Origin of the sequence: Caballeronia sp. TF1N1 (genome assembly GCF_022878925.1) — a bacterium.
Classification (GTDB): Bacteria; Pseudomonadota; Gammaproteobacteria; order Burkholderiales; family Burkholderiaceae; genus Caballeronia.
In genome coordinates this window covers 2,685,607-2,709,187 of the sequence record NZ_CP084626.1, presented here as the reverse complement: position 1 = coordinate 2,709,187, position 23,581 = coordinate 2,685,607, and the positions used below count along the sequence as shown (strand labels likewise).

Annotated in this window: 15 protein-coding genes, 6 tRNA genes and 3 rRNA genes; 19 read left to right on the top strand and 5 right to left on the bottom strand. The window is 58.6% G+C overall.

What is annotated here, in order from left to right; all coding sequences use genetic code 11:
- Positions 1–49: 49 nt before the first annotated feature.
- The 4 genes from LDZ28_RS12695 to LDZ28_RS12680 form a co-directional block, all read right to left on the bottom strand.
- Positions 50–742, bottom strand: coding sequence for a GNAT family N-acetyltransferase (locus LDZ28_RS12695; RefSeq protein ID WP_370652041.1), 693 nt, complete (start codon positions 740–742; stop codon positions 50–52).
- Between the two features lie 175 nt (positions 743–917).
- The gene (locus tag LDZ28_RS12690; protein ID WP_244826451.1) at positions 918–1,523 is read right to left on the bottom strand and encodes a TetR/AcrR family transcriptional regulator; all 606 of its coding nucleotides are present in this window, start codon (positions 1,521–1,523) and stop codon (positions 918–920) included.
- A gap of 27 nt (positions 1,524–1,550) precedes the next feature.
- Positions 1,551–2,351 (bottom strand): DUF1835 domain-containing protein, encoded by an 801-nt coding sequence (locus LDZ28_RS12685; protein ID WP_244826450.1) that lies wholly within the window; start codon positions 2,349–2,351, stop codon positions 1,551–1,553.
- A 166-nt stretch (positions 2,352–2,517) separates the two neighbouring features.
- Positions 2,518–3,987: an MFS transporter gene (locus tag LDZ28_RS12680; RefSeq protein ID WP_244826449.1), complete on the bottom strand. Its 1,470-nt coding sequence runs from the start codon at positions 3,985–3,987 to the stop codon at positions 2,518–2,520.
- A 181-nt stretch (positions 3,988–4,168) separates the two neighbouring features.
- Here LDZ28_RS12680 and LDZ28_RS12675 point away from each other — a divergent pair, with 181 nt between their 5' ends.
- Positions 4,169–5,431 carry a TIGR03862 family flavoprotein gene (locus tag LDZ28_RS12675; RefSeq protein WP_244826448.1) on the top strand — a complete coding sequence of 421 codons (1,263 nt, stop codon included), beginning with the start codon at positions 4,169–4,171 and terminating at the stop codon, positions 5,429–5,431.
- A 7-nt stretch (positions 5,432–5,438) separates the two neighbouring features.
- Here the strand turns inward: LDZ28_RS12675 and LDZ28_RS12670 are convergent, their stop codons facing one another.
- The gene (locus LDZ28_RS12670) at positions 5,439–6,617 is read right to left on the bottom strand and encodes a class I SAM-dependent methyltransferase (protein ID WP_244826447.1); all 1,179 of its coding nucleotides are present in this window, start codon (positions 6,615–6,617) and stop codon (positions 5,439–5,441) included.
- Between the two features lie 179 nt (positions 6,618–6,796).
- Here LDZ28_RS12670 and LDZ28_RS12665 point away from each other — a divergent pair, with 179 nt between their 5' ends.
- From LDZ28_RS12665 to rpoB, 18 genes are all read left to right on the top strand, one after another.
- Positions 6,797–8,092, top strand: coding sequence for an SGNH/GDSL hydrolase family protein (locus tag LDZ28_RS12665; RefSeq protein ID WP_244826446.1), 1,296 nt, complete (start codon positions 6,797–6,799; stop codon positions 8,090–8,092).
- A gap of 469 nt (positions 8,093–8,561) precedes the next feature.
- Positions 8,562–10,090, top strand: a 16S ribosomal RNA gene (locus tag LDZ28_RS12660).
- Between the two features lie 64 nt (positions 10,091–10,154).
- Positions 10,155–10,231, top strand: a tRNA-Ile gene (locus LDZ28_RS12655).
- 55 nt (positions 10,232–10,286) lie between these two features.
- Positions 10,287–10,362, top strand: a tRNA-Ala gene (locus tag LDZ28_RS12650).
- Between the two features lie 302 nt (positions 10,363–10,664).
- A 23S ribosomal RNA gene (locus LDZ28_RS12645) occupies positions 10,665–13,534 on the top strand.
- A gap of 117 nt (positions 13,535–13,651) precedes the next feature.
- Positions 13,652–13,765, top strand: a 5S ribosomal RNA gene (rrf, locus tag LDZ28_RS12640).
- Together the 16S, 23S and 5S rRNA genes with 5 tRNA genes alongside form the textbook arrangement of a ribosomal RNA operon.
- A 147-nt stretch (positions 13,766–13,912) precedes the next feature.
- Positions 13,913–13,998 (top strand) — tRNA-Tyr (locus tag LDZ28_RS12635).
- Positions 13,999–14,027: 29 nt separating this feature from the next.
- Positions 14,028–14,101: transfer RNA gene (locus LDZ28_RS12630), tRNA-Gly, on the top strand.
- A gap of 15 nt (positions 14,102–14,116) precedes the next feature.
- Positions 14,117–14,191 (top strand) — tRNA-Thr (locus tag LDZ28_RS12625).
- A 62-nt stretch (positions 14,192–14,253) separates the two neighbouring features.
- Positions 14,254–15,444 (top strand): elongation factor Tu, encoded by a 1,191-nt coding sequence (gene tuf, locus LDZ28_RS12620; RefSeq protein WP_090541958.1) that lies wholly within the window; start codon positions 14,254–14,256, stop codon positions 15,442–15,444.
- 66 nt (positions 15,445–15,510) lie between these two features.
- Positions 15,511–15,586: transfer RNA gene (locus LDZ28_RS12615), tRNA-Trp, on the top strand.
- Positions 15,587–15,620: 34 nt separating this feature from the next.
- Entirely contained in the window at positions 15,621–16,001 is a 381-nt protein-coding gene (gene secE, locus LDZ28_RS12610) for a preprotein translocase subunit SecE (RefSeq protein ID WP_244826445.1), read from the top strand.
- A 1-nt stretch (position 16,002) separates the two neighbouring features.
- A complete protein-coding gene (nusG, locus tag LDZ28_RS12605) occupies positions 16,003–16,560 on the top strand; it encodes a transcription termination/antitermination protein NusG (RefSeq protein ID WP_244826444.1) in 558 nt (185 codons plus the stop codon).
- Between the two features lie 148 nt (positions 16,561–16,708).
- Positions 16,709–17,140: a 50S ribosomal protein L11 gene (gene rplK / locus LDZ28_RS12600; RefSeq protein WP_244826443.1), complete on the top strand. Its 432-nt coding sequence runs from the start codon at positions 16,709–16,711 to the stop codon at positions 17,138–17,140.
- Complete coding sequence (gene rplA, locus LDZ28_RS12595; protein WP_244826442.1) at positions 17,141–17,839, top strand: 50S ribosomal protein L1; 699 nt, start codon at positions 17,141–17,143, stop codon at positions 17,837–17,839.
- Positions 17,840–18,140: 301 nt separating this feature from the next.
- Entirely contained in the window at positions 18,141–18,638 is a 498-nt protein-coding gene (rplJ, locus tag LDZ28_RS12590; RefSeq protein ID WP_244826441.1) for a 50S ribosomal protein L10, read from the top strand.
- Between the two features lie 83 nt (positions 18,639–18,721).
- The gene (gene rplL / locus LDZ28_RS12585) at positions 18,722–19,096 is read left to right on the top strand and encodes a 50S ribosomal protein L7/L12 (RefSeq protein ID WP_244826440.1); all 375 of its coding nucleotides are present in this window, start codon (positions 18,722–18,724) and stop codon (positions 19,094–19,096) included.
- A gap of 368 nt (positions 19,097–19,464) precedes the next feature.
- On the top strand, positions 19,465–23,571 hold the full coding sequence (gene rpoB / locus LDZ28_RS12580; RefSeq protein WP_244826439.1) for a DNA-directed RNA polymerase subunit beta: 4,107 nt from the start codon (positions 19,465–19,467) through the stop codon (positions 23,569–23,571).
- Positions 23,572–23,581: the final 10 nt, after the last annotated feature.

The window sequence follows — 23,581 nt, the reverse complement described above, 5'->3', positions numbered from 1 at the left end:
AAGGGCGGTCAGAGCCGCCCTTTCTTTGGTGAGATACGTGGACTGCGATTCAGGCCACGGTTGCCGCAGGCATGAACGCCTGAAAAACCTTTGACGCCCGATGTGCCTGCCGTTTGATCGCGTAATCGAAGACGGCGGCCTGTTCCTGAAGCATCTCGGCCATGATGCTGCCTTGATCGGCGGGCGCGAGCGAGAGATACGCGTCCGCTTCGCCATACGCGTATTCGATCTTCATCCCCGATTTCCGGGCGATGTGCATCATGGTCTTGTTGCGCGACAAACAATGCATGTAGAGCTGCGAGACTTTCGAATTGCGGCTGCGCATGGCGGCGCGCTCGAACATTTTGGTGCCGATGCCGCGGCCACGCGCGCTTTCGAGAACTGAGACGCCGAATTCGGCGGTGCGCTTTTCGCCATCGACCGGAAGATAGGCCAGATGGCCGACGCCGATCAACTGCAGCGCGTTGTCGAATACGCCGAAAACGGTGTCGTTAGCAAAGTTGATGTTGCGAACGTAATTCTCGATGACGTGATCCGGCACGATTTGCCCGAAACGCAGCAGTCGGTCGTCTTCGTCGAGCGCGAGGAAGTGTGTCTGCAGCCGTTCGCGATCAGCCGACGACAACTCGCGGACCAGAACCGGCAGACTCGCGGATGCAAGCAGCGGATCGCTAGCGACTATCTGCGCGGCAGTGCGGTCGATGTTCAATTCCACGATGATTCTCCTCGGTGATGCGGGCATGTTGCACAGCAAAAACGATTTTAGCCCAATCGAGGAAAGCGGGTACGGGAAAACCCTTAATCAAAGCTGGAGGAGACGTTCTAAATAGCTACGGAAAACGTTTGTAATCTAAAGAAATCAATGTCTTATAGAATGTGTCAGCGTGCAACAGCTTCATGCTGCGACGCAATATCGCTCAGGCGTCGGTGTTCAGGCCATTTTCGATCATCGCGACGACTTGCTCGCCGAACTCACGATATCCGAGCCTGCCGCCCGGTTTGAGCCACGTGAAAGTCCAGTTGATCATGCCGAAAACCATCATGGTCAGCGCGGTTTGATTTTCTCTCGTTACGCGCTTCGGATACGCGCGCGCCAGTTGCCGCGCGAACGCAGCGACGATATCCCGCTGGCGATCCAGAACGATCTCGCGCTGCACGTCTTCCAGATATTTGACGTCGTTCAATAGCGCGACGTGCCGGCTATGAGAGGTCTCGTATTCGGCAAGGAACGCCCGCACCAGTTCGGCGAAAGCCTCGCGCTCGCCCAGTCCGCGTCGCTGGCTCGCGGCTTCCACTTCCGCGATGATCAGCATCAGCCGCTTGGTGTAGCGGTCGAGCAGATCGAAAAGAATCGCTTCCTTGCTCTCGTAATAATGATAGAGGCGCGCTTTCGACGTGCCGCTCGCGGCGGCCAAGTCGGCCATCGACGTGCTGGGGTAACTCGTCTGCGCGAATTTCGCGGCGGCAAGCTCCAGAATCTGTTCGCGTTGCGTCTCGTGATCGGGCGCTTTGGTTCGGGCCATGGGTCGGAAGATGCGTTCTTGTCGGTTTTAGCGCCGCAATTCGGCCTGCACGATATCCGACGGCGTGCCGCGTATTTTAAGCCGGCCCGCCGTGACGAGTTCGCGGCATCGCCAGAAAGCGATCGAATCGCTGAGAAGGAAATCGAAGCGGCGCGCCATTGCGCCACCGGCGATCCGCCGCGCGGGCTGCCATTCGGGGCTGGCTAGGTCGAGCAGGGCTTCGTCGACGTCGAACCAGCTTCCCGAAACCAGCATGTTGTCGCGCAGCCGACGTGTCTCCGCGCTCGCATGCTTCGCCTCCTGCCATTCGAGCGCCAGCCGGCTAATGCGCAGCACCGAAATCGGCGCGGCGCTCGGCAACTTCTTTAGCAACTGTCCAGGTGAAAACATGCCGACAGCGGTTGCGCGATCGGCACGCCGGAGCGGATCTGAATGCGCGTCGGATGCTTCGATCGACAGGTCGTCGTAGTTGAGCTTCGCCTCGTTAAGACGTTGCGGCACGTTGCGCAGATGGTAGGCGACGCGCCGCAAGGTGAGCTGGTCGGCCGCGCTCTGTCCGTGCCACACGACAATCTGCGCGTCGCCGCGCACGAGGCGTGTCAAGAGCGCCTGCTGCGCTTCGAGTTCGTCCTCGAATTCATTCGTGCTGTTGAGCACTTGACGCCAAAACGCTGCGCGCGTGAGTGAAGTGTCGTCGACGTCTCTGAGCGGGCCGACCGCGAGATCGTCGCGCAGAGGGATGACACGGTCTGGACGGTCGGCTAGTCGAAGCGCTTCGGTGAGAGACAGGGCCGCGCTGTCGCCATTGGTGACGTGGATCGTGGTCATTGTTGTGGATTTGCCAGAAGGACTCGCGTTTTGCCGCTCGGACGAGCAGCAATCAGTCTACGCGAATCGATTTGCGACCGGCTGTGGGCTGGCGCGCTTCGGCAAACCATTTCAGAAGCGCGAACGGCGCGACCGCGAGGCCACGCCGTTCTAGCCGAGAGACGCCTTATCGCGTGCCGCTGGCGGCGAAATCCTCGGCATCGACGTCGTAGCCGGACGGTTCCCAGTGCACCGCGAACAGCGCGATCAAGCCGAGAAGCGGCGCAACCGCGATGATCCAGAACACCTTTGTGCCCAACGCCGCCGACAGCACCGGAAACAGGAATAGGGACACGGTGGAACTAGCGCGCATCAACGTCTGATTGAAGCCGACGCCCACGCCGCGCAATGACGTCGGATAACTCAGCGACGCAAACGTCATGCTGTGCGAGCCCGGTCCGACGCCCTGGCCGAGCAAGAACGCGGCGAGCAGCGCGATCGCGATCGCCACCTGCGCACCGGTTGCCGGCTTGCCGACGACAGCGAGCCCGACGAGCGCCACCAACTGAAACGCGTAGCCGATCACGGTCAGATTCCACGCGCCGTACTTTGGCACGGTGCGCACGGAGAACAGGCCGCCCGTGAACGCGAACAGCAGATTGAGCGCGAGCGAGGCGAGAATCGTGGTGAGCATCGACTGCGCGAGGAAGCTCGAAATGATCACCGGCAAGCCGAACGCGACCGCGTTGTAGGCGAAGGACGATGCAATCGCAATGACGGTCGCGAGCACGGTCCTGCGTAAATACACGCCACGCAGAAGCGCGCCGTAGTTGCTCCACGTCGCCTTGCGCGCCTTTGGAACGGTCGACGCAGCCGCTTCGACGCGAACCTCGACGCCATACGAACGTTTGAGAATCTCGGCGGCGCCCTTGAGATCGCCCTGATTCGCGGCCCATACGGGCGACTCGCTCATGTAACGGCTGCGAATTGCGATGATGAGAATGGCCGGCACAGCGCCGAAGCCGAGAATCAGCCGCCACAGCAAGCCTGCGTGATGCGCCGGCAGCACCGCGTACAAACCGAGCACCAGCAGATAGGACACGCTGATCGCGGCGTACCAGGTGGGACACCACATGGCGACGCGCGCGGCCTTGTTGCCACGGCCTTGCAGACGCGAAAATTCGGCGAGAAAGGCCATTGCCACCGGAAGATCGATGCCAACGCCCAGCCCCATCACGAAGCGCGCGCCGCCGAGCACCCACGCGTTGGGCGCGAACGCGCAGGCAATGGCCGCGATCACGAAGAAGAACATGTCCGCCATGAAGACGCGGTATCGGCCGATCTTGTCGGTGAGATAGCCGCCGAGAAATGCGCCGATGATCGCGCCGAACGTGATCGCCGATGCGACGAAACCGGTTCCCGTCGGGCTTAGCGAGAACTCACGGGCGATGTCCTTGATGCCGAACGCGAGCGCGCCGAGATCGTAGGCATCGAGGAAAATGCCGCCGAGCGCGATGGCGACGACCACGCGCGCGTCGCTGCCGATGGCGGCGCCACGATTGACGAGGCTGGAGACATCGGCGGCGCTGCGGATGACGGGGCGCGCATCGGCGGCGGCCGGAGCGGAAGCGCGTTCGGACGCGAGTGAGACGGACATAAGCAGGCGGAAAGTGAAAAAGTGTTGATGCAGCGAATCGCGCGATGCTACTGGCAGGGCTTGCCGCGACCAAATTCTTTTTTGTTATTTAATGACTTACGCGCGCCGGCGGGCTTTTCAGGCTGCAAGTTTCATCGGCGCGGATGCGACAATCGCGGCTCTTTCTCTTTTTCCATTCAGCATGGCGTCAGCAGAAAACATCGAAACGGTGAACGTCGCGGTCGTCGGTGGCGGACCGGCCGGGCTCATGGCCGCCGAGGCGCTCGCGGCGGGCAGCGCGCGCGTGGATGTCTTCGACGCGATGCCATCGGTCGGCCGCAAATTCCTGATGGCGGGCAAGGGCGGCATGAATCTGACGCACTCCGAAGCCGCCGACGCGTTTCTAGGCCGCTACGGCGCGCGCAGTGCCGAAATCGCGCCGCTCCTCGCGCGCTTCGATGCCGACGCGCTTCGCCAATGGGTGCACGGCCTTGGCGTGGAAACGTTCGTCGGCAGTTCCGGCCGCGTCTTTCCGCGCGACATGAAGGCCGCGCCGATGCTGCGGGCCTGGCTGCATCGGCTGCGCGCGTCCGGCGTGACGCAGCATATGCGGCATCGATGGCTCGGTTTCACCGACGACGGCGCCTCGATCTCGCGCTTCGCGACGCCCGACGGGGAAAAGTGCATTCGTCACGACGCGCTGATTCTCGCAGCGGGAGGCGCGAGCTGGCCGCAACTCGGCTCGGATGGCGGCGCAATCGCGCATCTCGCCGCGCGCGGTGTGCCAGTGCGGCCTTTCGTGCCGTCCAATTGCGGTTTCGATACCGACTGGTCGCCGCATTTCCAAAGCCGCTTCGCGGGCGAACCGCTCAAGGCGGTGGCGATCGGTGTGACGCGCGCGGACGGCCGGCTCGACTGGCGCACAGGCGAAGCGCTGATTACGGACCACGGTATCGAAGGAAGTCTGATTTACGCGCTGTCGGCGTCAATCCGCAATCGGCTCGCCGAAAACGACGGCGGAGCATCGACCATTCTGCTCGATCTCGTTCCGCAGCTTTCCGCCGAGCGGGTGCGTGCGGAGGTGCTGCATCCACGTGGCGCGCGCTCGCTGTCGAGTCATTTGCAAAGCCGCCTGCATCTGACCGGCGTGAAAGCGGGATTGCTGCGGGAATGTCTGACAAAGGCGGAATTCGGCGATCCCGAAACGCTCGCCGCACGCATCAAGGCGCTGCCGTTGCGCGTTTTACGCCCGCGTCCGATCGCCGAGGCGATCAGCAGCGCGGGCGGCGTGGCGTTCGAAGCGCTCGACGAGCGCTCGATGCTTACCGCGCTGCCCGGCGTCTTCTGCGCGGGCGAAATGCTCGACTGGGAAGCGCCGACAGGCGGTTATTTATTGACGGCGTGTTTTGCGAGCGGGCTCGTGGCTGGGGAAGGCGCGCTCGCGTGGCTGGCGTCGCGCGGCTGAAGCGCGCTCAGGCCGCCACCAAGCGCCACAACGAAGTCACTTCCTTCGAGCGCGCCGCATACAGCGGATCGGTTTTATCGAATGCACGCGGATGCTGCGGCCGAATATCGATGCGGCCATCCACTTTCAATTTCGCCGCGTCGATCCACTCCTGCAACTGCGCGCGCGTGCGCAGCCCGAGATGCTCGGCGAAATCGGACAGAATCAGCCAGCCTTCGCCGCCGGGCGTGAGATGCGCGGCGAGGCCATCGAGAAAACCGCGCAGCATGCGGCTTTCGGGATCGTAGATCGCGTGCTCGATCGCCGAACTCGGCCGCGCGGGCAGCCACGGCGGATTGCACACGACGAGCGGCGCGCGTCCTTCAGGAAAGAGATTCGCTTCGACCACATTCACTTGGCGATTCAGCCCGAGCTGCCCGATGTTCTCGCGTGCACAAGCCAACGCACGCGGATCGAGGTCCGTCGCGACGATTCGTTCGACGCCGCGCCGTGCAAGCACCGCCGCCAAAACGCCCGTACCGGTGCCGATATCGAAGGCCAGCGAAGTCGACGGAAGCGGCTGATTGGCAACGAGGTTGATATATTCGCCGCGCACAGGCGAGAAAACGCCGTAATAGGGATGAATTTTCCCGCCCACCGCCGCGACATCCACGCCTTTCTTGCGCCACTCGTGCGCGCCGACCAGCCCGAGCACTTCCCGCAACGAAACCACCGACGCGTCACGAGCCGCGCCGTACGCTTCTTCGCACGCTTCCTGTACATTCGGCGCGCGGCGCAGCGGAATCGCATACTGCTTGTCTAGCGGCAGAAGCAGCATCGCCAGCGTTCGCGCACGTTGCGACTGCGCCAGACGATGCAGATTGAAGGTATCGACCGGCGAAGCAGCCGCCGCTTTTTCCCTCTCCGCCGCCGCCTTTTTCGGCTTGCGCGGCTTGTTGTCGATACGGCGCGCCATCGCCTGAAGCAACTGCCGCGCGTTCTGATAATCTCCGCGCCAAAGAATGCCGGTTCCTTCGCAAGCAAGGCGATACGCGTTGTCGGCCGTCATCTGGTCGTCGCCAATGACAATGCGCTTTGGCGCCGGGTTGCTACTTTCCGAACGCCAGCGGGCGGAGCGTTCTTCGCCGTCCTCTTCCCAGTGCAGGATTGGCGGAGTGTCGGCGTGAGGCGTGCTTTTAGATTGCATTGTTGTCTTTTGATGTGCGGGCCAGCGGCTGCCGGCCGCAAAGTGAACTGGCAGCATTTTGATGCCATTTCACTCGCGCCGGTCGCACCTTTCGAGTTTTGAAGGCGAATTGGGCGCGGTCGATCAGGCACAATCCACGTTTTGTCACAATCGAGCGCTCGTCGGAACGCCATCGCCGAATGAAATTCAGAATCATTGCCTCGCTGTGCGCGGCCGCGCTTGCCGCGCAATTCGCCTTCGCGCCGCAGACGTTCGCCGCCGAATCCGCCGACGCCGCGGCCAACGAACATTGGGTCAGCGCCTGGGGCACTGTTTTGCAGTCCATTCCCCAATTAGCCAATCTGCCGCCGCTGTACCGGGCACCTGAAGTGGGCGGGCGGACGGTTCGGCAGTTGATCTATCCGCAACTCGACGGGAAACGACTTCGGCTGCGCGTCAGCAATCTGTATGGAACGGAGCCGCTTGTCATCGAATCGATGAGCGTCTCGAATGCCGTCAGCGGCAGCAGTCCGGCCATCCGCGCGGGTAGCGCGAAGCCAGTGGCGTTCGGTGGACACAACGCGGTAACCGTTCCGCCAGGCGGCCAGGCGACCAGCGATCCCATAGCGTTCGATGTCACCGCGTTCCAGCCACTCGCTGTGAGCACATTCATGGGTAAGGACCAGAAACTCGTGGCGTGGCATCGGGTCTCGAGCCAGGTGAATTACGTTTCGTCGCCCGGCAATCACGCAAACGACGCTTCCGCCGATGCGTTTCGCACGCGCTTTACCCAATACGCGTGGCTGACGAATGTGTCGGTCGAGCATCTGTCCGCGCAGACGGTGGTGGCAATCGGCGATTCAATCACGGACGGCATGCGCTCGACGCTGAATGCCAACCGAAGCTGGCCGGATGTGCTCGCCAGACAGGTCGCGCAGAAAAGTGGCGGTCAGGCGGCGATAGTGAACGCGGGCATCAGCGGCAATCGGCTCCTCAGCAATTCGCCGTGCTATGGAGAGGCGCTCGTCAGCCGTTTCGAGCGCGACGCGCTGCGCCAGCCGGGCGTGCGGGCGATCATCGTGTTGATCGGCATCAACGACATCAACTTTGCGGCGATGCCCGCGCACGCTGGACTTGACTGCGACGCGCCGCACACGGAAGTCAACGCCGACGCGCTGGTGCGCGGATACCAGCGGCTGATCGCGCAGGCGCATCAGCGCGGCATCAAGATCTACGGCGCGACGCTCACGCCCGCAGCGCTGCCGCCGGAACGCGAGGCCATCCGGACGGCGGTGAACGCGTCGATCCGTTCGAGCCATGCGTTCGATGGCGTGATCGATTTCGATCAAGCGCTTCGCGATCCGGCGCGCCCGAACGTCCTGCAACGGCGTTTCGATAGCGGCGACCACATCCATCCAAGCGATGCCGGCTACGCAGCGATGGCCGCAGCCGTTCCCTTCGACATGGTGTTTGGGCAGGCAAAAGCGGCGCATTGAGGTGCTTCAAAAAAAGTTGGCTCGCTGTCTTGCCATTGGCGTTCGCATCGCCTAATATTTCGCTCCTCGTCGCAAGACGGGAGCCGCCAGCGAAACAGGCGGCCTCGAAGTCGGCAGATTTTGATGCGAAAGCGGAAATAAGCTGTTGACAACGAGAAAAAGATTCCTCATAATCTCGTTTCTCTGCTGCAGATGCAGCGACGCAAGACGAAGCGGTGCTGAGCAAAATGCTTGGCGCGCTTGGCAGGCAGTCTTGGCGAATGTGCTCTTTAAAAACTAACAGCCGATAAGTGTGGGCACTTGATGGCGCGAGCGGTTCTGACCTTTCGGGGTTGGGATGTTTAGCGAAAGTTATCAAGTCTCACACAGTATTAGAGGAAGGTTTATCTGTCGAAAGACGGATTAATCATCGTCAGTACGTTGAGTGAGCGACCGGTTGGTAAAACAACCGAAAACAGTAACAGGAATTGAACTGAAGAGTTTGATCCTGGCTCAGATTGAACGCTGGCGGCATGCCTTACACATGCAAGTCGAACGGCAGCACGGGGGCAACCCTGGTGGCGAGTGGCGAACGGGTGAGTAATACATCGGAACGTGTCCTGTAGTGGGGGATAGCCCGGCGAAAGCCGGATTAATACCGCATACGATCTACGGAAGAAAGCGGGGATCCTTCGGGACCTCGCGCTATAGGAACGGCCGATGGCAGATTAGCTAGTTGGTGGGGTAAAGGCCTACCAAGGCGACGATCTGTAGCTGGTCTGAGAGGACGACCAGCCACACTGGGACTGAGACACGGCCCAGACTCCTACGGGAGGCAGCAGTGGGGAATTTTTGGACAATGGGGCAACCCTGATCCAGCAATGCCGCGTGTGTGAAGAAGGCCTTAGGGTTGTAAAGCACTTTTTGTCCGGAAAGAAAACCTACCTGTTAATACCGGGTGTGGATGACGGTACCGGAAGAATAAGCACCGGCTAACTACGTGCCAGCAGCCGCGGTAATACGTAGGGTGCGAGCGTTAATCGGAATTACTGGGCGTAAAGCGTGCGCAGGCGGTCTGTTAAGACCGATGTGAAATCCCCGGGCTTAACCTGGGAACTGCATTGGTGACTGGCAGGCTAGAGTATGGCAGAGGGGGTAGAATTCCACGTGTAGCAGTGAAATGCGTAGAGATGTGGAGGAATACCGATGGCGAAGGCAGCCCCTGGGCCAATACTGACGCTCATGCACGAAAGCGTGGGGAGCAAACAGGATTAGATACCCTGGTAGTCCACGCCCTAAACGATGTCAACTAGTTGTTGGGGATTCATTTCCTTAGTAACGTAGCTAACGCGTGAAGTTGACCGCCTGGGGAGTACGGTCGCAAGATTAAAACTCAAAGGAATTGACGGGGACCCGCACAAGCGGTGGATGATGTGGATTAATTCGATGCAACGCGAAAAACCTTACCTACCCTTGACATGGACGAAACCCGGGTGAGAGCCTGGGGTGCTCGAAGAGAATCGTCGCACAGGTGCTGCATGGCTGTCGTCAGCTCGTGTCGTGAGATGTTGGGTTAAGTCCCGCAACGAGCGCAACCCTTGTCCTTAGTTGCTACGCAAGAGCACTCTAGGGAGACTGCCGGTGACAAACCGGAGGAAGGTGGGGATGACGTCAAGTCCTCATGGCCCTTATGGGTAGGGCTTCACACGTCATACAATGGTCGGAACAGAGGGTTGCCAAGCCGCGAGGTGGAGCCAATCCCAGAAAACCGATCGTAGTCGGATCGCAGTCTGCAACTCGACTGCGTGAAGCTGGAATCGCTAGTAATCGCGGATCAGCATGCCGCGGTGAATACGTTCCCGGGTCTTGTACACACCGCCCGTCACACCATGGGAGTGGGTTTTACCAGAAGTGGCTAGTCTAACCGCAAGGAGGACGGTCACCACGGTAGGATTCATGACTGGGGTGAAGTCGTAACAAGGTAGCCGTATCGGAAGGTGCGGCTGGATCACCTCCTTTCTCGAGCTTAAACGCTCGCCCACTCAAGTGTTCACGCTTATCGGCTGTCAGAAAGACAGGCTAAGGGTCTGTAGCTCAGTCGGTTAGAGCACCGTCTTGATAAGGCGGGGGTCGTTGGTTCGAATCCAACCAGACCCACCACCCGAGCAAGCGGTGCTTAAAACGACCAAGCGAGCAGACTGAGTCAGGCACACACGGGGGATTAGCTCAGCTGGGAGAGCACCTGCTTTGCAAGCAGGGGGTCGTCGGTTCGATCCCGTCATCCTCCACCAATCCTCAATGCACAGCGCTGAACGCGGGGTTCAACGTTGCGCATTGGCGATTGAGCCAGTCAGCGCGGGTAGGTGATCGAATTGATCACGCTATCGGCTGTCGTTCTTTAACAATCTGGAAGAAGTAGTAAAGAGATTATTCGAAAGCACTTAGAGATGGGTGTGAGTAGGGTAATCAGGGTTGTGATTGTATCAAGTATGAAAAGGTGATCGAAAGATTGCTGGAATACGGCACAACGCGAATACTCAACCTATGACGGTGGGCTTGAAGGCAGCAATGCTGGCAGACACACTCGTTATAGGGTCAAGCGAACAAGTGCATGTGGTGGATGCCTTGGCGATCACAGGCGATGAAGGACGCGGTAGCCTGCGAAAAGCGGTGGGGAGCTGGCAAACGAGCTTTGATCCACCGATATCCGAATGGGGAAACCCGGCCCGAATGGGTCATCCTAAGCTGAATCCATAGGCTTAGTGAAGCGAACGCGGTGAACTGAAACATCTAAGTAACCGCAGGAAAAGAAATCAACCGAGATTCCCAGAGTAGTGGCGAGCGAAATGGGATCAGCCTGTACTCTTTATCTGTGTTGTTAGCTGAACGCTCTGGAAAGTGCGGCCATAGCAGGTGATAGCCCTGTAAGCGAAAACAGCGTGGAAGAACTAGGGGTACGACAAGTAGGGCGGGACACGTGAAATCCTGTCTGAAGATGGGGGACCATCCTCCAAGGCTAAATACTCGTGATCGACCGATAGTGAACCAGTACCGTGAGGGAAAGGCGAAAAGAACCCCGGGAGGGAGTGAAATAGATCCTGAAACCGCATGCATACAAACAGTCGGAGCCTCGCAAGGGGTGACGGCGTACCTTTGTATAATGGGTCAGCGACTTACGTTCAGTAGCGAGCTTAACTGATTAAGGCAGGCGTAGCGAAAGCGAGTCCGAATAGGGCGATCAGTTGCTGGGCGTAGACCCGAAACCAAGTGATCTATCCATGGCCAGGTTGAAGGTGCGGTAACACGTACTGGAGGACCGAACCCACTAACGTTGAAAAAGTTAGGGGATGAGCTGTGGATAGGGGTGAAAGGCTAAACAAACTTGGAAATAGCTGGTTCTCTCCGAAAACTATTTAGGTAGTGCCTCGTGTATCACCTTCGGGGTAGAGCACTGTCATGGTTGTGGGGTCCATTGCGGATTACTACGCCATAGCAAACTCCGAATACCGAAGAGTGCAATCACGGGAGACAGACATCGGGTGCTAACGTCCGGTGTCAAGAGGAACAACCCAGACCGCCAGCTAAGGTCCCAAAGATTGGCTAAGTGGGAAACAGAAGTGGGAAGGCAAAAACAGTCAGGAGGTTGGCTTAGAAGCAGCCACCCTTTAAAGAAAGCGTAATAGCTCACTGATCGAGTCGTCCTGCGCGGAAGATGTAACGGGGCTCAAGCCAGTCACCGAAGCTGCGGATGCATATTTATATGCATGGTAGGAGAGCGTTCCGTAAGCCTGCGAAGGTGCGTTGAAAAAGCGTGCTGGAGGTATCGGAAGTGCGAATGCTGACATGAGTAGCGATAAAGGGGTGAAAAGCCCCTCGCCGTAAGCCAAGGTTTCCTACGCAACGTTCATCGGCGTAGGGTGAGTCGGCCCCTAAGGCGAGGCAGAAATGCGTAGCTGATGGGAAGCAGGTCAATATTCCTGCACCATTGTTAGATGCGATGGGGGGACGGATCGCGGAAGGTTGTCCGGGTGTTGGACGTCCCGGTCGCTGCATTGGAGAAGGTGCTCAGGCAAATCCGGGCACATAATTCAAGGGTGTGGCGCGAGCTTCCTCGGAAGCGAAGCAATTGGAAGTGGTTCCAAGAAAAGCCTCTAAGCTTCAGTCTAATAGTGACCGTACCGCAAACCGACACAGGTGGGCGAGATGAGTATTCTAAGGCGCTTGAGAGAACTCGGGAGAAGGAACTCGGCAAATTGGTACCGTAACTTCGGGATAAGGTACGCCTCTGTAGCTTAACCAGCCTGCGCTGGAAGGGTGAAGAGGTTGCAATAAACTGGTGGCTGCGACTGTTTAATAAAACACAGCACTCTGCAAACACGAAAGTGGACGTATAGGGTGTGACGCCTGCCCGGTGCCGGAAGATTAAATGATGGGGTGCAAGCTCTTGATTGAAGTCCCGGTAAACGGCGGCCGTAACTATAACGGTCCTAAGGTAGCGAAATTCCTTGTCGGGTAAGTTCCGACCTGCACGAATGGCGTAACGATGGCCACACTGTCTCCTCCCGAGACTCAGCGAAGTTGAAGTGTTTGTGATGATGCAATCTCCCCGCGGCTAGACGGAAAGACCCCATGAACCTTACTGTAGCTTTGCATTGGACTTTGAACCGATCTGTGTAGGATAGGTGGGAGGCTATGAAACCGGAACGCTAGTTTCGGTGGAGCCGTCCTTGAAATACCACCCTGGTTTGTTTGAGGTTCTAACCTTGGTCCATGATCTGGATCGGGGACAGTGCATGGTAGGCAGTTTGACTGGGGCGGTCTCCTCCCAAAGTGTAACGGAGGAGTACGAAGGTACGCTAGGTACGGTCGGAAATCGTGCTGATAGTGCAATGGCATAAGCGTGCTTAACTGCGAGACCGACAAGTCGAGCAGGTGCGAAAGCAGGTCATAGTGATCCGGTGGTTCTGTATGGAAGGGCCATCGCTCAACGGATAAAAGGTACTCTGGGGATAACAGGCTGATACCGCCCAAGAGTTCATATCGACGGCGGTGTTTGGCACCTCGATGTCGGCTCATCTCATCCTGGGGCTGTAGCCGGTCCCAAGGGTATGGCTGTTCGCCATTTAAAGAGGTACGTGAGCTGGGTTTAAAACGTCGTGAGACAGTTTGGTCCCTATCTGCCGTGGGCGTTGGATATTTGAAGGGGCTGCTCCTAGTACGGAGGACCGGGTGGACGAACCTCTGGTGTACCGGTTGTCACGCCAGTGGCATCGCCGGGTAGCTATGTTCGGAAGAGATAACCGCTGAAAGCATCTAAGCGGGAAACTCGCCTTAAGATGAGATATCCCCGGGGCTTCGAGCCCCTTGAAGGGTCGTTCTAGACCAGGACGTTGATAGGTCAGGTGTGTAAGTGCAGTAATGCATTGAGCTAACTGATACTAATTGCCCGTAAGGCTTGATCCTATAACCAGTGTGTTTGAACCACTGGCGAGTTATGCGTGTGCGACAATCGCCACCCAACATTTACTGCTTCTTCCCGGATTGGTTGTGTGCCCAACCGGCGCACGACAACAAGTCATGCCTGATGACCACAGCGAGTTGGTACCACCCCTTCCCATCCCGAACAGGACCGTGAAACGACTCCACGCCGATGATAGTGCGGATCTCCCGTGTGAAAGTAGGTAATCGTCAGGCTCCTTATGCAGCAACAAAAACCCCACCCCCAAACAGGTGGGGTTTTTGCGTTTCGCTTTCAACTATAAGTGAGAGCCTCAGTTAATGCGGGTCGCGCGGAAAGCTTGACAACACCGTGTTTCTTCCCCATAATCGATAGTTCTCTGCGGAGGGGTGCCCGAGTGGCTAAAGGGGGCAGACTGTAAATCTGTTGGCTTACGCCTACGTTGGTTCGAATCCAACCTCCTCCACCAGAATTTAAGCGGTAGGGAATCCAGCCCAAGCGGGTGTAGCTCAATGGTAGAGCAGAAGCCTTCCAAGCTTATGACGAGGGTTCGATTCCCTTCACCCGCTCCAGTGTCGGTTTGTAGTGCCCATGTGGCTCAGTGGTAGAGCACTCCCTTGGTAAGGGAGAGGTCGGCAGTTCGATCCTGCCCATGGGCACCAGAAGTATTAGTCTAGTAAGTTGCGCGTGGCGCAAGGTGCGAAAATCCTGTTAGGAGTCGAAAATGGCCAAAGGTAAATTCGAGCGGACCAAGCCGCACGTGAACGTGGGCACGATCGGTCACGTTGACCACGGCAAGACCACGCTGACGGCAGCGATCACGACGGTGCTGACCAAGAAGTTCGGCGGCGAAGCGAAGGCATACGACCAGATCGATGCAGCGCCGGAAGAAAAGGCACGTGGTATCACCATCAACACCGCGCACGTCGAGTACGAAACGGCTAACCGCCACTACGCACACGTCGATTGCCCGGGCCACGCTGACTATGTGAAGAACATGATCACGGGCGCAGCGCAGATGGACGGCGCAATCCTGGTGTGCTCGGCCGCTGACGGCCCGATGCCGCAAACGCGTGAGCACATCCTGCTGGCGCGTCAGGTCGGCGTGCCTTACATCATCGTGTTCCTGAACAAGTGCGACATGGTGGACGACGCCGAGCTGCTCGAACTCGTCGAAATGGAAGTGCGCGAGCTTCTGTCGAAGTACGACTTCCCGGGCGACGACACGCCGATCATCAAGGGTTCGGCCAAGCTGGCGCTGGAAGGCGACACGGGCGAGCTGGGCGAAGTGGCGATCATGAATCTGGCCGACGCGCTGGACACGTACATCCCGACGCCGGAGCGCGCAGTGGACGGCGCCTTCCTGATGCCGGTGGAAGATGTGTTCTCGATCTCGGGTCGCGGCACGGTGGTGACGGGTCGCGTGGAGCGCGGCGTGGTGAAGGTTGGCGAGGAAATCGAAATCGTCGGTATCAAGCCGACGGTGAAGACGACTTGCACGGGCGTGGAAATGTTCCGCAAGCTGCTGGACCAAGGTCAAGCGGGCGACAACGTCGGTATCCTGTTGCGCGGCACGAAGCGTGAAGACGTGGAGCGTGGCCAGGTTCTGGCCAAGCCGGGTTCGATCACGCCGCACACGCACTTCACGGCTGAAGTGTACGTGTTGAGCAAGGACGAAGGCGGCCGCCACACGCCGTTCTTCAACAACTACCGTCCGCAGTTCTACTTCCGTACGACGGACGTGACGGGCTCGATCGAGCTGCCGAAGGACAAGGAAATGGTGATGCCGGGCGACAACGTGTCGATCACGGTGAAGCTGATTGCACCGATCGCCATGGAAGAAGGTCTGCGCTTCGCTATCCGCGAAGGCGGTCGTACCGTCGGCGCAGGTGTGGTTGCCAAGATTATCGAGTAAGAGCCAGAAATCTCTCGGTAGTCTGTAGTTTTCGGGGTCGGCGAAACCGTCGACCCCAAATGGTTTAGGGGTATAGCTCAACTGGCAGAGCGTCGGTCTCCAAAACCGAAGGTTGGGGGTTCGATTCCCTCTGCCCCTGCCAAATTATTGCGCCAAGTGGCGCTGCTTAAGGTGTTATGGCGAATCCTTCCGTCGAAACTGTAAATACTTCCGGCGACAAGTTGATGTTGGTGGCGGGCGTATTGTTGGTCTTGGCCGGGTTCGTGGGTTTCTTCTGGCTGTCAGGCCAAGAGTGGTACGTCCGCGGCGCAGCGCTGGCTGTTGGTGTCATCGCGGGTGTCGCAGTCGGCCTCCTCTCGACGCCGGGCAAGGGCTTCATCGCCTTCGCGAAAGACTCCTATAAGGAAGTCCGCAAGGTTGTCTGGCCCACCCGCAAGGAAGCAACGCAAACGACCCTCGTGGTTTTCGCGTTTGTTTTAATCATGGCCATCTTCCTTTGGCTTAGCGATAAGTCGATCGAATGGGTGATTTTCTCGGCGATTCTGGGTTGGAAATGATATGAGCGATACTCCGGCATCCCCGAGCGGAAAACGTTGGTATGTGGTGCACGCCTACTCCGGAATGGAGAAGAGCGTGCAACGTGCGCTTCAGGAGCGTATCGACCGAGCAGGCATGCAAGATCAGTTCGGTCAAATTCTCGTCCCGACCGAAGAGGTGGTTGAGGTCAAGGGCGGTCACAAGTCGGTTACTGAGCGTCGTTTCTTCCCCGGTTACGTCCTGGTGGAAATGGAGATGACGGACGAAACCTGGCACCTGGTGAAGAACACTGCGAAGGTCACCGGCTTTGTTGGTGGAGCGCGCAATCGTCCGAGTCCCATCTCGCCGCGTGAAGTCGAAAAGATCATGTCGCAGATGCAGGAAGGCGTCGAAAAGCCTAGGCCCAAGACGTTGTTCGAAGTTGGCGAGATGGTTCGAGTGAAGGAAGGTCCTTTCACCGACTTCAACGGCAACGTCGAAGAAGTGAACTACGAAAAGTCCCGAGTCCGTGTGTCTGTCACGATTTTTGGGCGCTCGACGCCGGTCGAACTCGAGTTCGGTCAGGTCGAAAAGGTTTAAAAAGTTTTATCGCGTGAGGCCTTTGGGTTCTCGCGCGATTTTGCGCTTACAGTCCGCGTAATGGCTGTTGAGGAGCGTCAGTAGGCATCGTTGTTGAACGCGCGCTATCACTCATCGAACGTTTCCGCGTTCAGCAGAGGTTTTCAAAATGGCAAAGAAAATCATCGGCTTTATCAAACTGCAGATTCCTGCAGGTAAAGCCAACCCGTCGCCGCCGGTCGGTCCGGCACTGGGCCAGCGTGGCCTGAACATCATGGAGTTCTGCAAGGCGTTTAACGCGCAGACTCAGGGCATGGAGCCGGGTCTGCCGGTGCCGGTCGTGATTACGGCATTCGCGGACAAGAGCTTCACGTTCATCATGAAGACGCCGCCCGCTACCGTTCTGATCAAGAAGGCAGCCAAAGTCGATAAGGGTTCGGCAAAGCCGCACACCGATAAGGTTGGCAACATCACCCGCGCTCAAGCGGAAGAAATCGCGAAGACCAAGATGCCGGATCTTACGGCAGCTGATCTTGACGCCGCCGTGCGCACGATCGCCGGCAGCGCCCGTTCGATGGGCATCACTGTGGAGGGCGTGTAAATGGCTAAGCTTTCTAAGCGCCTTCAGGCATTCGCAAGCAAGGTTGATCGCCAGAAGCTGTACCCGATCGACGACGCATTGGCTCTCGTGAAGGAATGCGCGAGCGCCAAGTTCGACGAGTCGATCGACGTCGCAGTCCAACTCGGCATCGACGCGAAGAAGTCGGACCAAGTGGTTCGCGGTTCGGTCGTTCTGCCGGCAGGCACGGGCAAGTCGGTTCGTGTTGCTGTGTTCGCGCAAGGCGAAAAGGCCGAGCAAGCACGTGCAGCGGGCGCAGACATCGTGGGTATGGAAGACCTGGCCGAGCAAGTTAAGGCTGGTAATCTGAATTTCGACGTCGTGATCGCTTCGCCGGACACGATGCGCGTCGTCGGTACGTTGGGCCAGATCCTCGGCCCCCGCGGCCTGATGCCGAACCCGAAGGTCGGTACGGTCACGCCGGACGTCGCGCAAGCTGTGCGTAACGCGAAGGCTGGTCAAGTTCAGTTCCGCGTCGACAAGGCCGGTATTATTCATGGCACGATCGGTCGTGCATCGTTCGAACCTGCTTCGCTGCGTCAAAACCTGGCAGCACTGGTCGACGCGCTGCAAAAGGCCAAGCCGGCCACGAGTAAGGGCGTGTACCTGCGCAAGATCGCTCTGTCGAGCACGATGGGTGTCGGCGTACGCGTGGATCAAGCCACGCTCGCGCAGCAGTAAAGAATTTGGGCGCGGTCTTGAGACCGCGCTGTAAAGGGCTTTGGGCGGTTGCGAGGTTGCAGTCTAAATCGAGCAACCGGTTGTCAAAGACCGTTGGTGGTGGCGTCGCGGTTGGACACTGCCTTAATTCAAGCCAACGCAGATGGCGAACCCGAAACGGTTTTGCAGTGGTTGAAGTCGGTTGTCGTGCGCTGTGATGCGAACACCAATCGATCGAGATACTCCTAACAGTCGGACGCCGTTGTCGAACGTGGTGCATGAGGGTTGGTAACCCGAGTGCATCGAATCTGGAGGTTTAACCGTGCCACTGAACAAAGAAAGTAAGCAGGCAGTCGTCGCTGAAGTCGCCGCGCAAGTCGCGAAGGCTCAGACGATGGTGCTCGCTGAGTATCGTGGGATCACGGTTGGCGATCTGACCAAGCTGCGCGCGAAAGCGCGTGAGCAACAGGTGTATCTGCGCGTGTTGAAGAACACGTTGGCGCGTCGCGCCGTCAAAGGTACCCCGTTCGCTTCGCTGGCTGAGCAGATGACCGGTCCTCTGATCTACGGCATCTCGGAAGATGCCATTGCCGCTGCCAAGGTCGTCAATGACTTCGGCAAGAGCAATGACAAGTTGATCATCAAGGCTGGTTCCTACGAAGGCAAGGTGATGGACAAGGCAGGCGTGCAAGCGCTGGCCAACATCCCGAGCCGCGAAGAACTGCTCTCCAAGTTGTTGTTCGTCATGCAAGCACCTGTTTCCGGCTTTGCGCGCGCTTTGGCCGCGCTGGCAGAAAAGAAACAAGGCGAAGCTGCATAACGCACACGCTTGGGCGCCAGTCGCTCAGTTAGGTATTAGCTAGATCGCTAGCTCGATCCGAATTCAATCTAGGAGTATTTCAAATGGCAATCGCAAAAGAAGACATCCTCGAAGCCGTTGGCTCGATGTCGGTTCTCGAACTGAACGAGCTGGTCAAGGCGTTCGAAGAGAAGTTTGGCGTGTCGGCAGCTGCTGTTGCAGTCGCTGGCCCCGCAGGCGGCGGCGCTGCTGCTGCTGTTGAAGAGCAAACCGAGTTCACCGTAAACCTGCTCGAAGTTGGCGCGAACAAGGTTTCCGTGATTAAGGCCGTTCGTGAACTGACGGGTCTTGGCCTGAAGGAAGCGAAGGACCTGGTCGACGGTGCACCGAAGCCCATCAAGGAAGCGGTGCCGAAGGCTGCTGCTGACGAAGCAAAGAAGAAGTTGGAAGACGCAGGCGCGAAAGCTGAAATCAAGTAAGTTTCATTGCGCTGTGTTGAGGCTGGCGGTTTTCCACCGCCGGCCTTTTTGTGCTTTGTGAGGGCAGAGTTTTTATGCGTGTAATCAGGCATAAATGTCCTCGCAGAGGCCAAAGAGAACAGTCGGGTCAGCATGAATTTCCGGCAGTTCTCTTTGTCTTCTGAAGCGACTGCAGAAGGCAAGTTTGGTCGGGTAGCGGGAAACACAGGCATCCGCTGCCGTCAGCCAGCGGTTGGTAGCGGCCAACCACCAAGCTTCTAGATTCGCGCGTCCTCCCCGGACATTCGCGCGAATCTCAGTCGGTGAACACCGGGCCGTGACGTCGAGGTATCCCGCCTCGCCAACGCCCGCCGTGATTCGGAGATCGTATGCAATATTCCTTCACCGAGAAGAAGCGTATTCGCAAGAGTTTCGCGAAACGCCCCATCGTTCACCAAGTTCCCTTTTTGCTGGCGACCCAGCTTGAATCATTCCAGACGTTTCTGCAAGCGGATACGTCCTCCACGCAGCGCAAGGCGGAAGGCCTGCAAGCTGCATTTACCTCTGTTTTTCCGATCGTTTCGCACAACGGGTTTGCGCGTCTCGAGTTCGTCAGCTACATGCTGTCGCCGCCCGCGTTCAACATTAAGGAATGTCAGCAGCGCGGCCTGACGTACTGCTCCGCCTTGCGCGCGAAGGTGCGTCTGGTTTTGCTCGACAAGGAATCGCCGAGCAAGCCGGTGGTCAAGGAAGTGAAGGAACAGGAAGTGTACATGGGCGAAATTCCGCTCATGACGCCGACGGGTTCGTTCGTCATCAACGGTACCGAGCGCGTGATCGTGTCGCAGCTTCACCGTTCGCCTGGCGTGTTCTTCGAGCACGACAAGGGCAAGACGCATAGCTCCGGCAAGCTGTTGTTCTCGGCTCGTATCATCCCTTACCGCGGTTCGTGGCTCGACTTCGAGTTCGACCCGAAGGACGTGCTGTACTTCCGCGTCGACCGTCGCCGCAAGATGCCGGTCACGATTCTGCTCAAGGCTATCGGCATGACGCCGGAGCAAATCCTCGCGAACTTCTTCGTGTTCGACAACTTCGCGCTGATGGGCGAAGGCGCGCAAATGGAATTCGTGCCGGAGCGTCTGCGCGGTGAAGTCGCGCGCTTCGACATCCAGGACCGCGATGGCAATGTCATTGTCACGAAGGACAAGCGAATCAACGCGAAGCACATTCGCGACCTCGAAAACGCCAAGACGAAGTTCATCTCGGTGCCCGAGGACTATTTGCTCGGTCGCGTGCTGGCGAAGAACGTGATCGATCCGGAAACGGGCGAAGTGATCGCGAACGCCAACGAGGAAATCACGGAGACGGTGCTCGAAAAGCTGCGCGAGGCGAAGGTCAAGGAAATCCAGACGCTCTACACGAACGATCTGGACCAAGGCCCGTATATCTCGTCGACGCTGCGTATCGATGAAACCGCCGACAAGATGGCCGCGCGTATCGCGATCTACCGCATGATGCGTCCGGGCGAACCGCCGACCGAGGAAGCAGTCGAGGCGTTGTTCAACCGTCTGTTCTACAGCGAAGACGCGTATGACCTTTCGAAGGTCGGCCGCATGAAGTTCAATCGCCGCGTTGGCCGTGATGAAATCATCGGCCCGATGACGTTGCAAGACGACGACATCCTCGCGACCATCAAGATTCTCGTCGAGCTGCGTAACGGCAAGGGCGAAGTGGACGACATCGACCACTTGGGCAATCGTCGCGTGCGTTGCGTCGGCGAATTGGCGGAGAACCAGTTCCGCGCGGGTCTCGTGCGTGTCGAGCGCGCAGTGAAGGAACGCCTCGGTCAAGCCGAAAGCGAAAATCTGATGCCGCACGACCTGATCAACTCGAAGCCGATTTCGTCGGCAATTCGCGAGTTCTTCGGTTCGTCGCAGTTGTCGCAGTTTATGGACCAGACCAACCCGCTGTCGGAAATCACTCACAAGCGCCGTGTTTCGGCACTTGGCCCGGGCGGTTTGACGCGTGAGCGCGCTGGCTTCGAAGTTCGGGACGTGCACCCGACCCACTATGGCCGCGTGTGCCCGATCGAAACGCCGGAAGGTCCGAACATCGGCCTGATCAACTCGCTGGCTCTTTACGCGCACCTGAACGAATACGGCTTCCTCGAAACGCCGTATCGCAAGGTCGTGGATAGCAAGGTGACGGATCAGATCGACTATCTGTCAGCGATCGAAGAAGGCCGTTACGTGATCGCGCAGGCGAATGCCGCCGTGGGCGAAGACGGCACGCTGACCGACGAACTGGTTTCGTCGCGTGAAGCAGGCGAAACGCTGATGGTCACGCCGGACCGCATCCAGTACATGGACGTGGCGCCGTCGCAGATCGTGTCGGTGGCGGCATCGCTGATTCCGTTCCTTGAGCACGATGACGCGAACCGCGCGTTGATGGGTTCGAACATGCAGCGTCAGGCAGTGCCGTGTCTGCGTCCTGAAAAGGCCGTGGTCGGTACGGGTATCGAGCGCACGGTCGCGGTCGACTCGGGTACGACGGTGCAAGCATTCCGCGGCGGTGTCGTGGATTACGTCGATGCCGGCCGTATCGTGATTCGCGTGAACGACGATGAAGCCGTCGCCGGCGATGTCGGCGTGGACATCTACAACCTCATCAAGTACACGCGTTCGAACCAGAACACGAACATCAACCAGCGTCCGATCGTCAAGGTGGGCGACAAGGTTGCGCGCGGCGACGTGCTGGCCGACGGCGCATCCACGGATCTGGGTGAGCTCGCGCTCGGTCAGAACATGCTGGTCGCGTTCATGCCGTGGAACGGCTACAACTTCGAAGACTCGATCCTGATCTCGGAAAAAGTCGTGGCGGACGACCGTTATACGTCGATCCACATCGAAGAACTGAACGTCGTGGCTCGCGACACGAAGCTCGGACCGGAAGAAATCACGCGCGACATCTCGAACCTTGCGGAAGTGCAGCTTGGCCGTCTGGATGAGTCGGGCATCGTGTACATCGGCGCGGAAGTCGAAGCGGGCGACGTGCTGGTCGGCAAGGTCACGCCGAAGGGCGAAACCCAGCTGACGCCGGAAGAAAAGCTGCTGCGCGCGATCTTCGGTGAGAAAGCGTCGGACGTGAAGGACACGTCGCTGCGCGTGCCCTCGGGCATGAGCGGTACGGTGATCGACGTGCAAGTGTTCACGCGCGAAGGCATCACGCGTGACAAGCGCGCGCAACAGATCATCGACGACGAACTGAAGCGCTATCGCCTCGACTTGAACGACCAGTTGCGTATCGTGGAAGGCGACGCCTTCTCGCGTCTCGCACGTATGCTGAACGGCAAGGTCGCGAACGGCGGTCCGAAGAAGCTGGCGAAGGGCACGGCGATCGATCTTCCGTACCTCGAAGACCTCGATCACTACCACTGGTTCGATATCCGCCTCGCGGACGAAGAAGCAGCGGCGCAGCTCGAAGCCATCAAGGACTCGATCGAACAGAAGCGTCACCAGTTCGACCTCGCGTTCGAGGAAAAGCGCAAGAAGCTCACGCAGGGCGACGAACTGCCGCCGGGCGTGCTGAAGATGGTCAAGGTGTATCTCGCGGTCAAGCGTCGTCTGCAGCCTGGCGACAAGATGGCGGGTCGTCACGGTAACAAGGGTGTCGTGTCGAAGATCGTTCCGATCGAAGACATGCCGTACATGGCCGATGGCCGTCCGGCCGACGTCGTGCTGAATCCGCTCGGCGTGCCGTCGCGGATGAACGTGGGTCAGATTCTCGAAGTGCATCTGGGCTGGGCCGCGAAGGGTCTCGGCTGGCGTATCGGCGAAATGCTGCAGCGTCAGGCGAAGATCGAAGAACTGCGTCAGTTCCTGACCCAGATCTACAACGAGTCGGGCCGCAAGGAAGAGCTGGAAAGCTTCTCCGACGACGAAATCGTCGAACTGGCGAAGAACCTGCGCGAAGGTGTGCCGTTCGCAACGCCGGTGTTCGACGGCGCAACGGAAGACGAGATGTCGCGCGCGCTGAATCTGGCTTATCCGGATGACATCGCGAAGAACCTCGGCATGACGCCTTCGAAGAATCAGGTTACGCTGCACGACGGCCGAACGGGCGAACCGTTCGAGCGTACGGTCACGGTTGGCTACATGCACTACCTGAAACTGCATCACTTGGTCGACGACAAGATGCACGCGCGTTCGACCGGCCCGTACTCGCTCGTCACGCAGCAGCCGCTGGGTGGTAAGGCGCAGTTCGGTGGCCAGCGTTTCGGTGAAATGGAAGTGTGGGCGCTCGAAGCGTACGGCGCGTCGTACGTGCTGCAGGAAATGCTGACGGTCAAGTCGGACGACGTGACAGGCCGGACCAAGGTTTATGAGAACCTGGTCAAGGGCGATCACGTGATCGACGCCGGCATGCCGGAATCCTTCAACGTGTTGGTGAAGGAAATCCGCTCGCTCGGTATCGATATCGATCTCGACCGCAACTAATCGGACTACG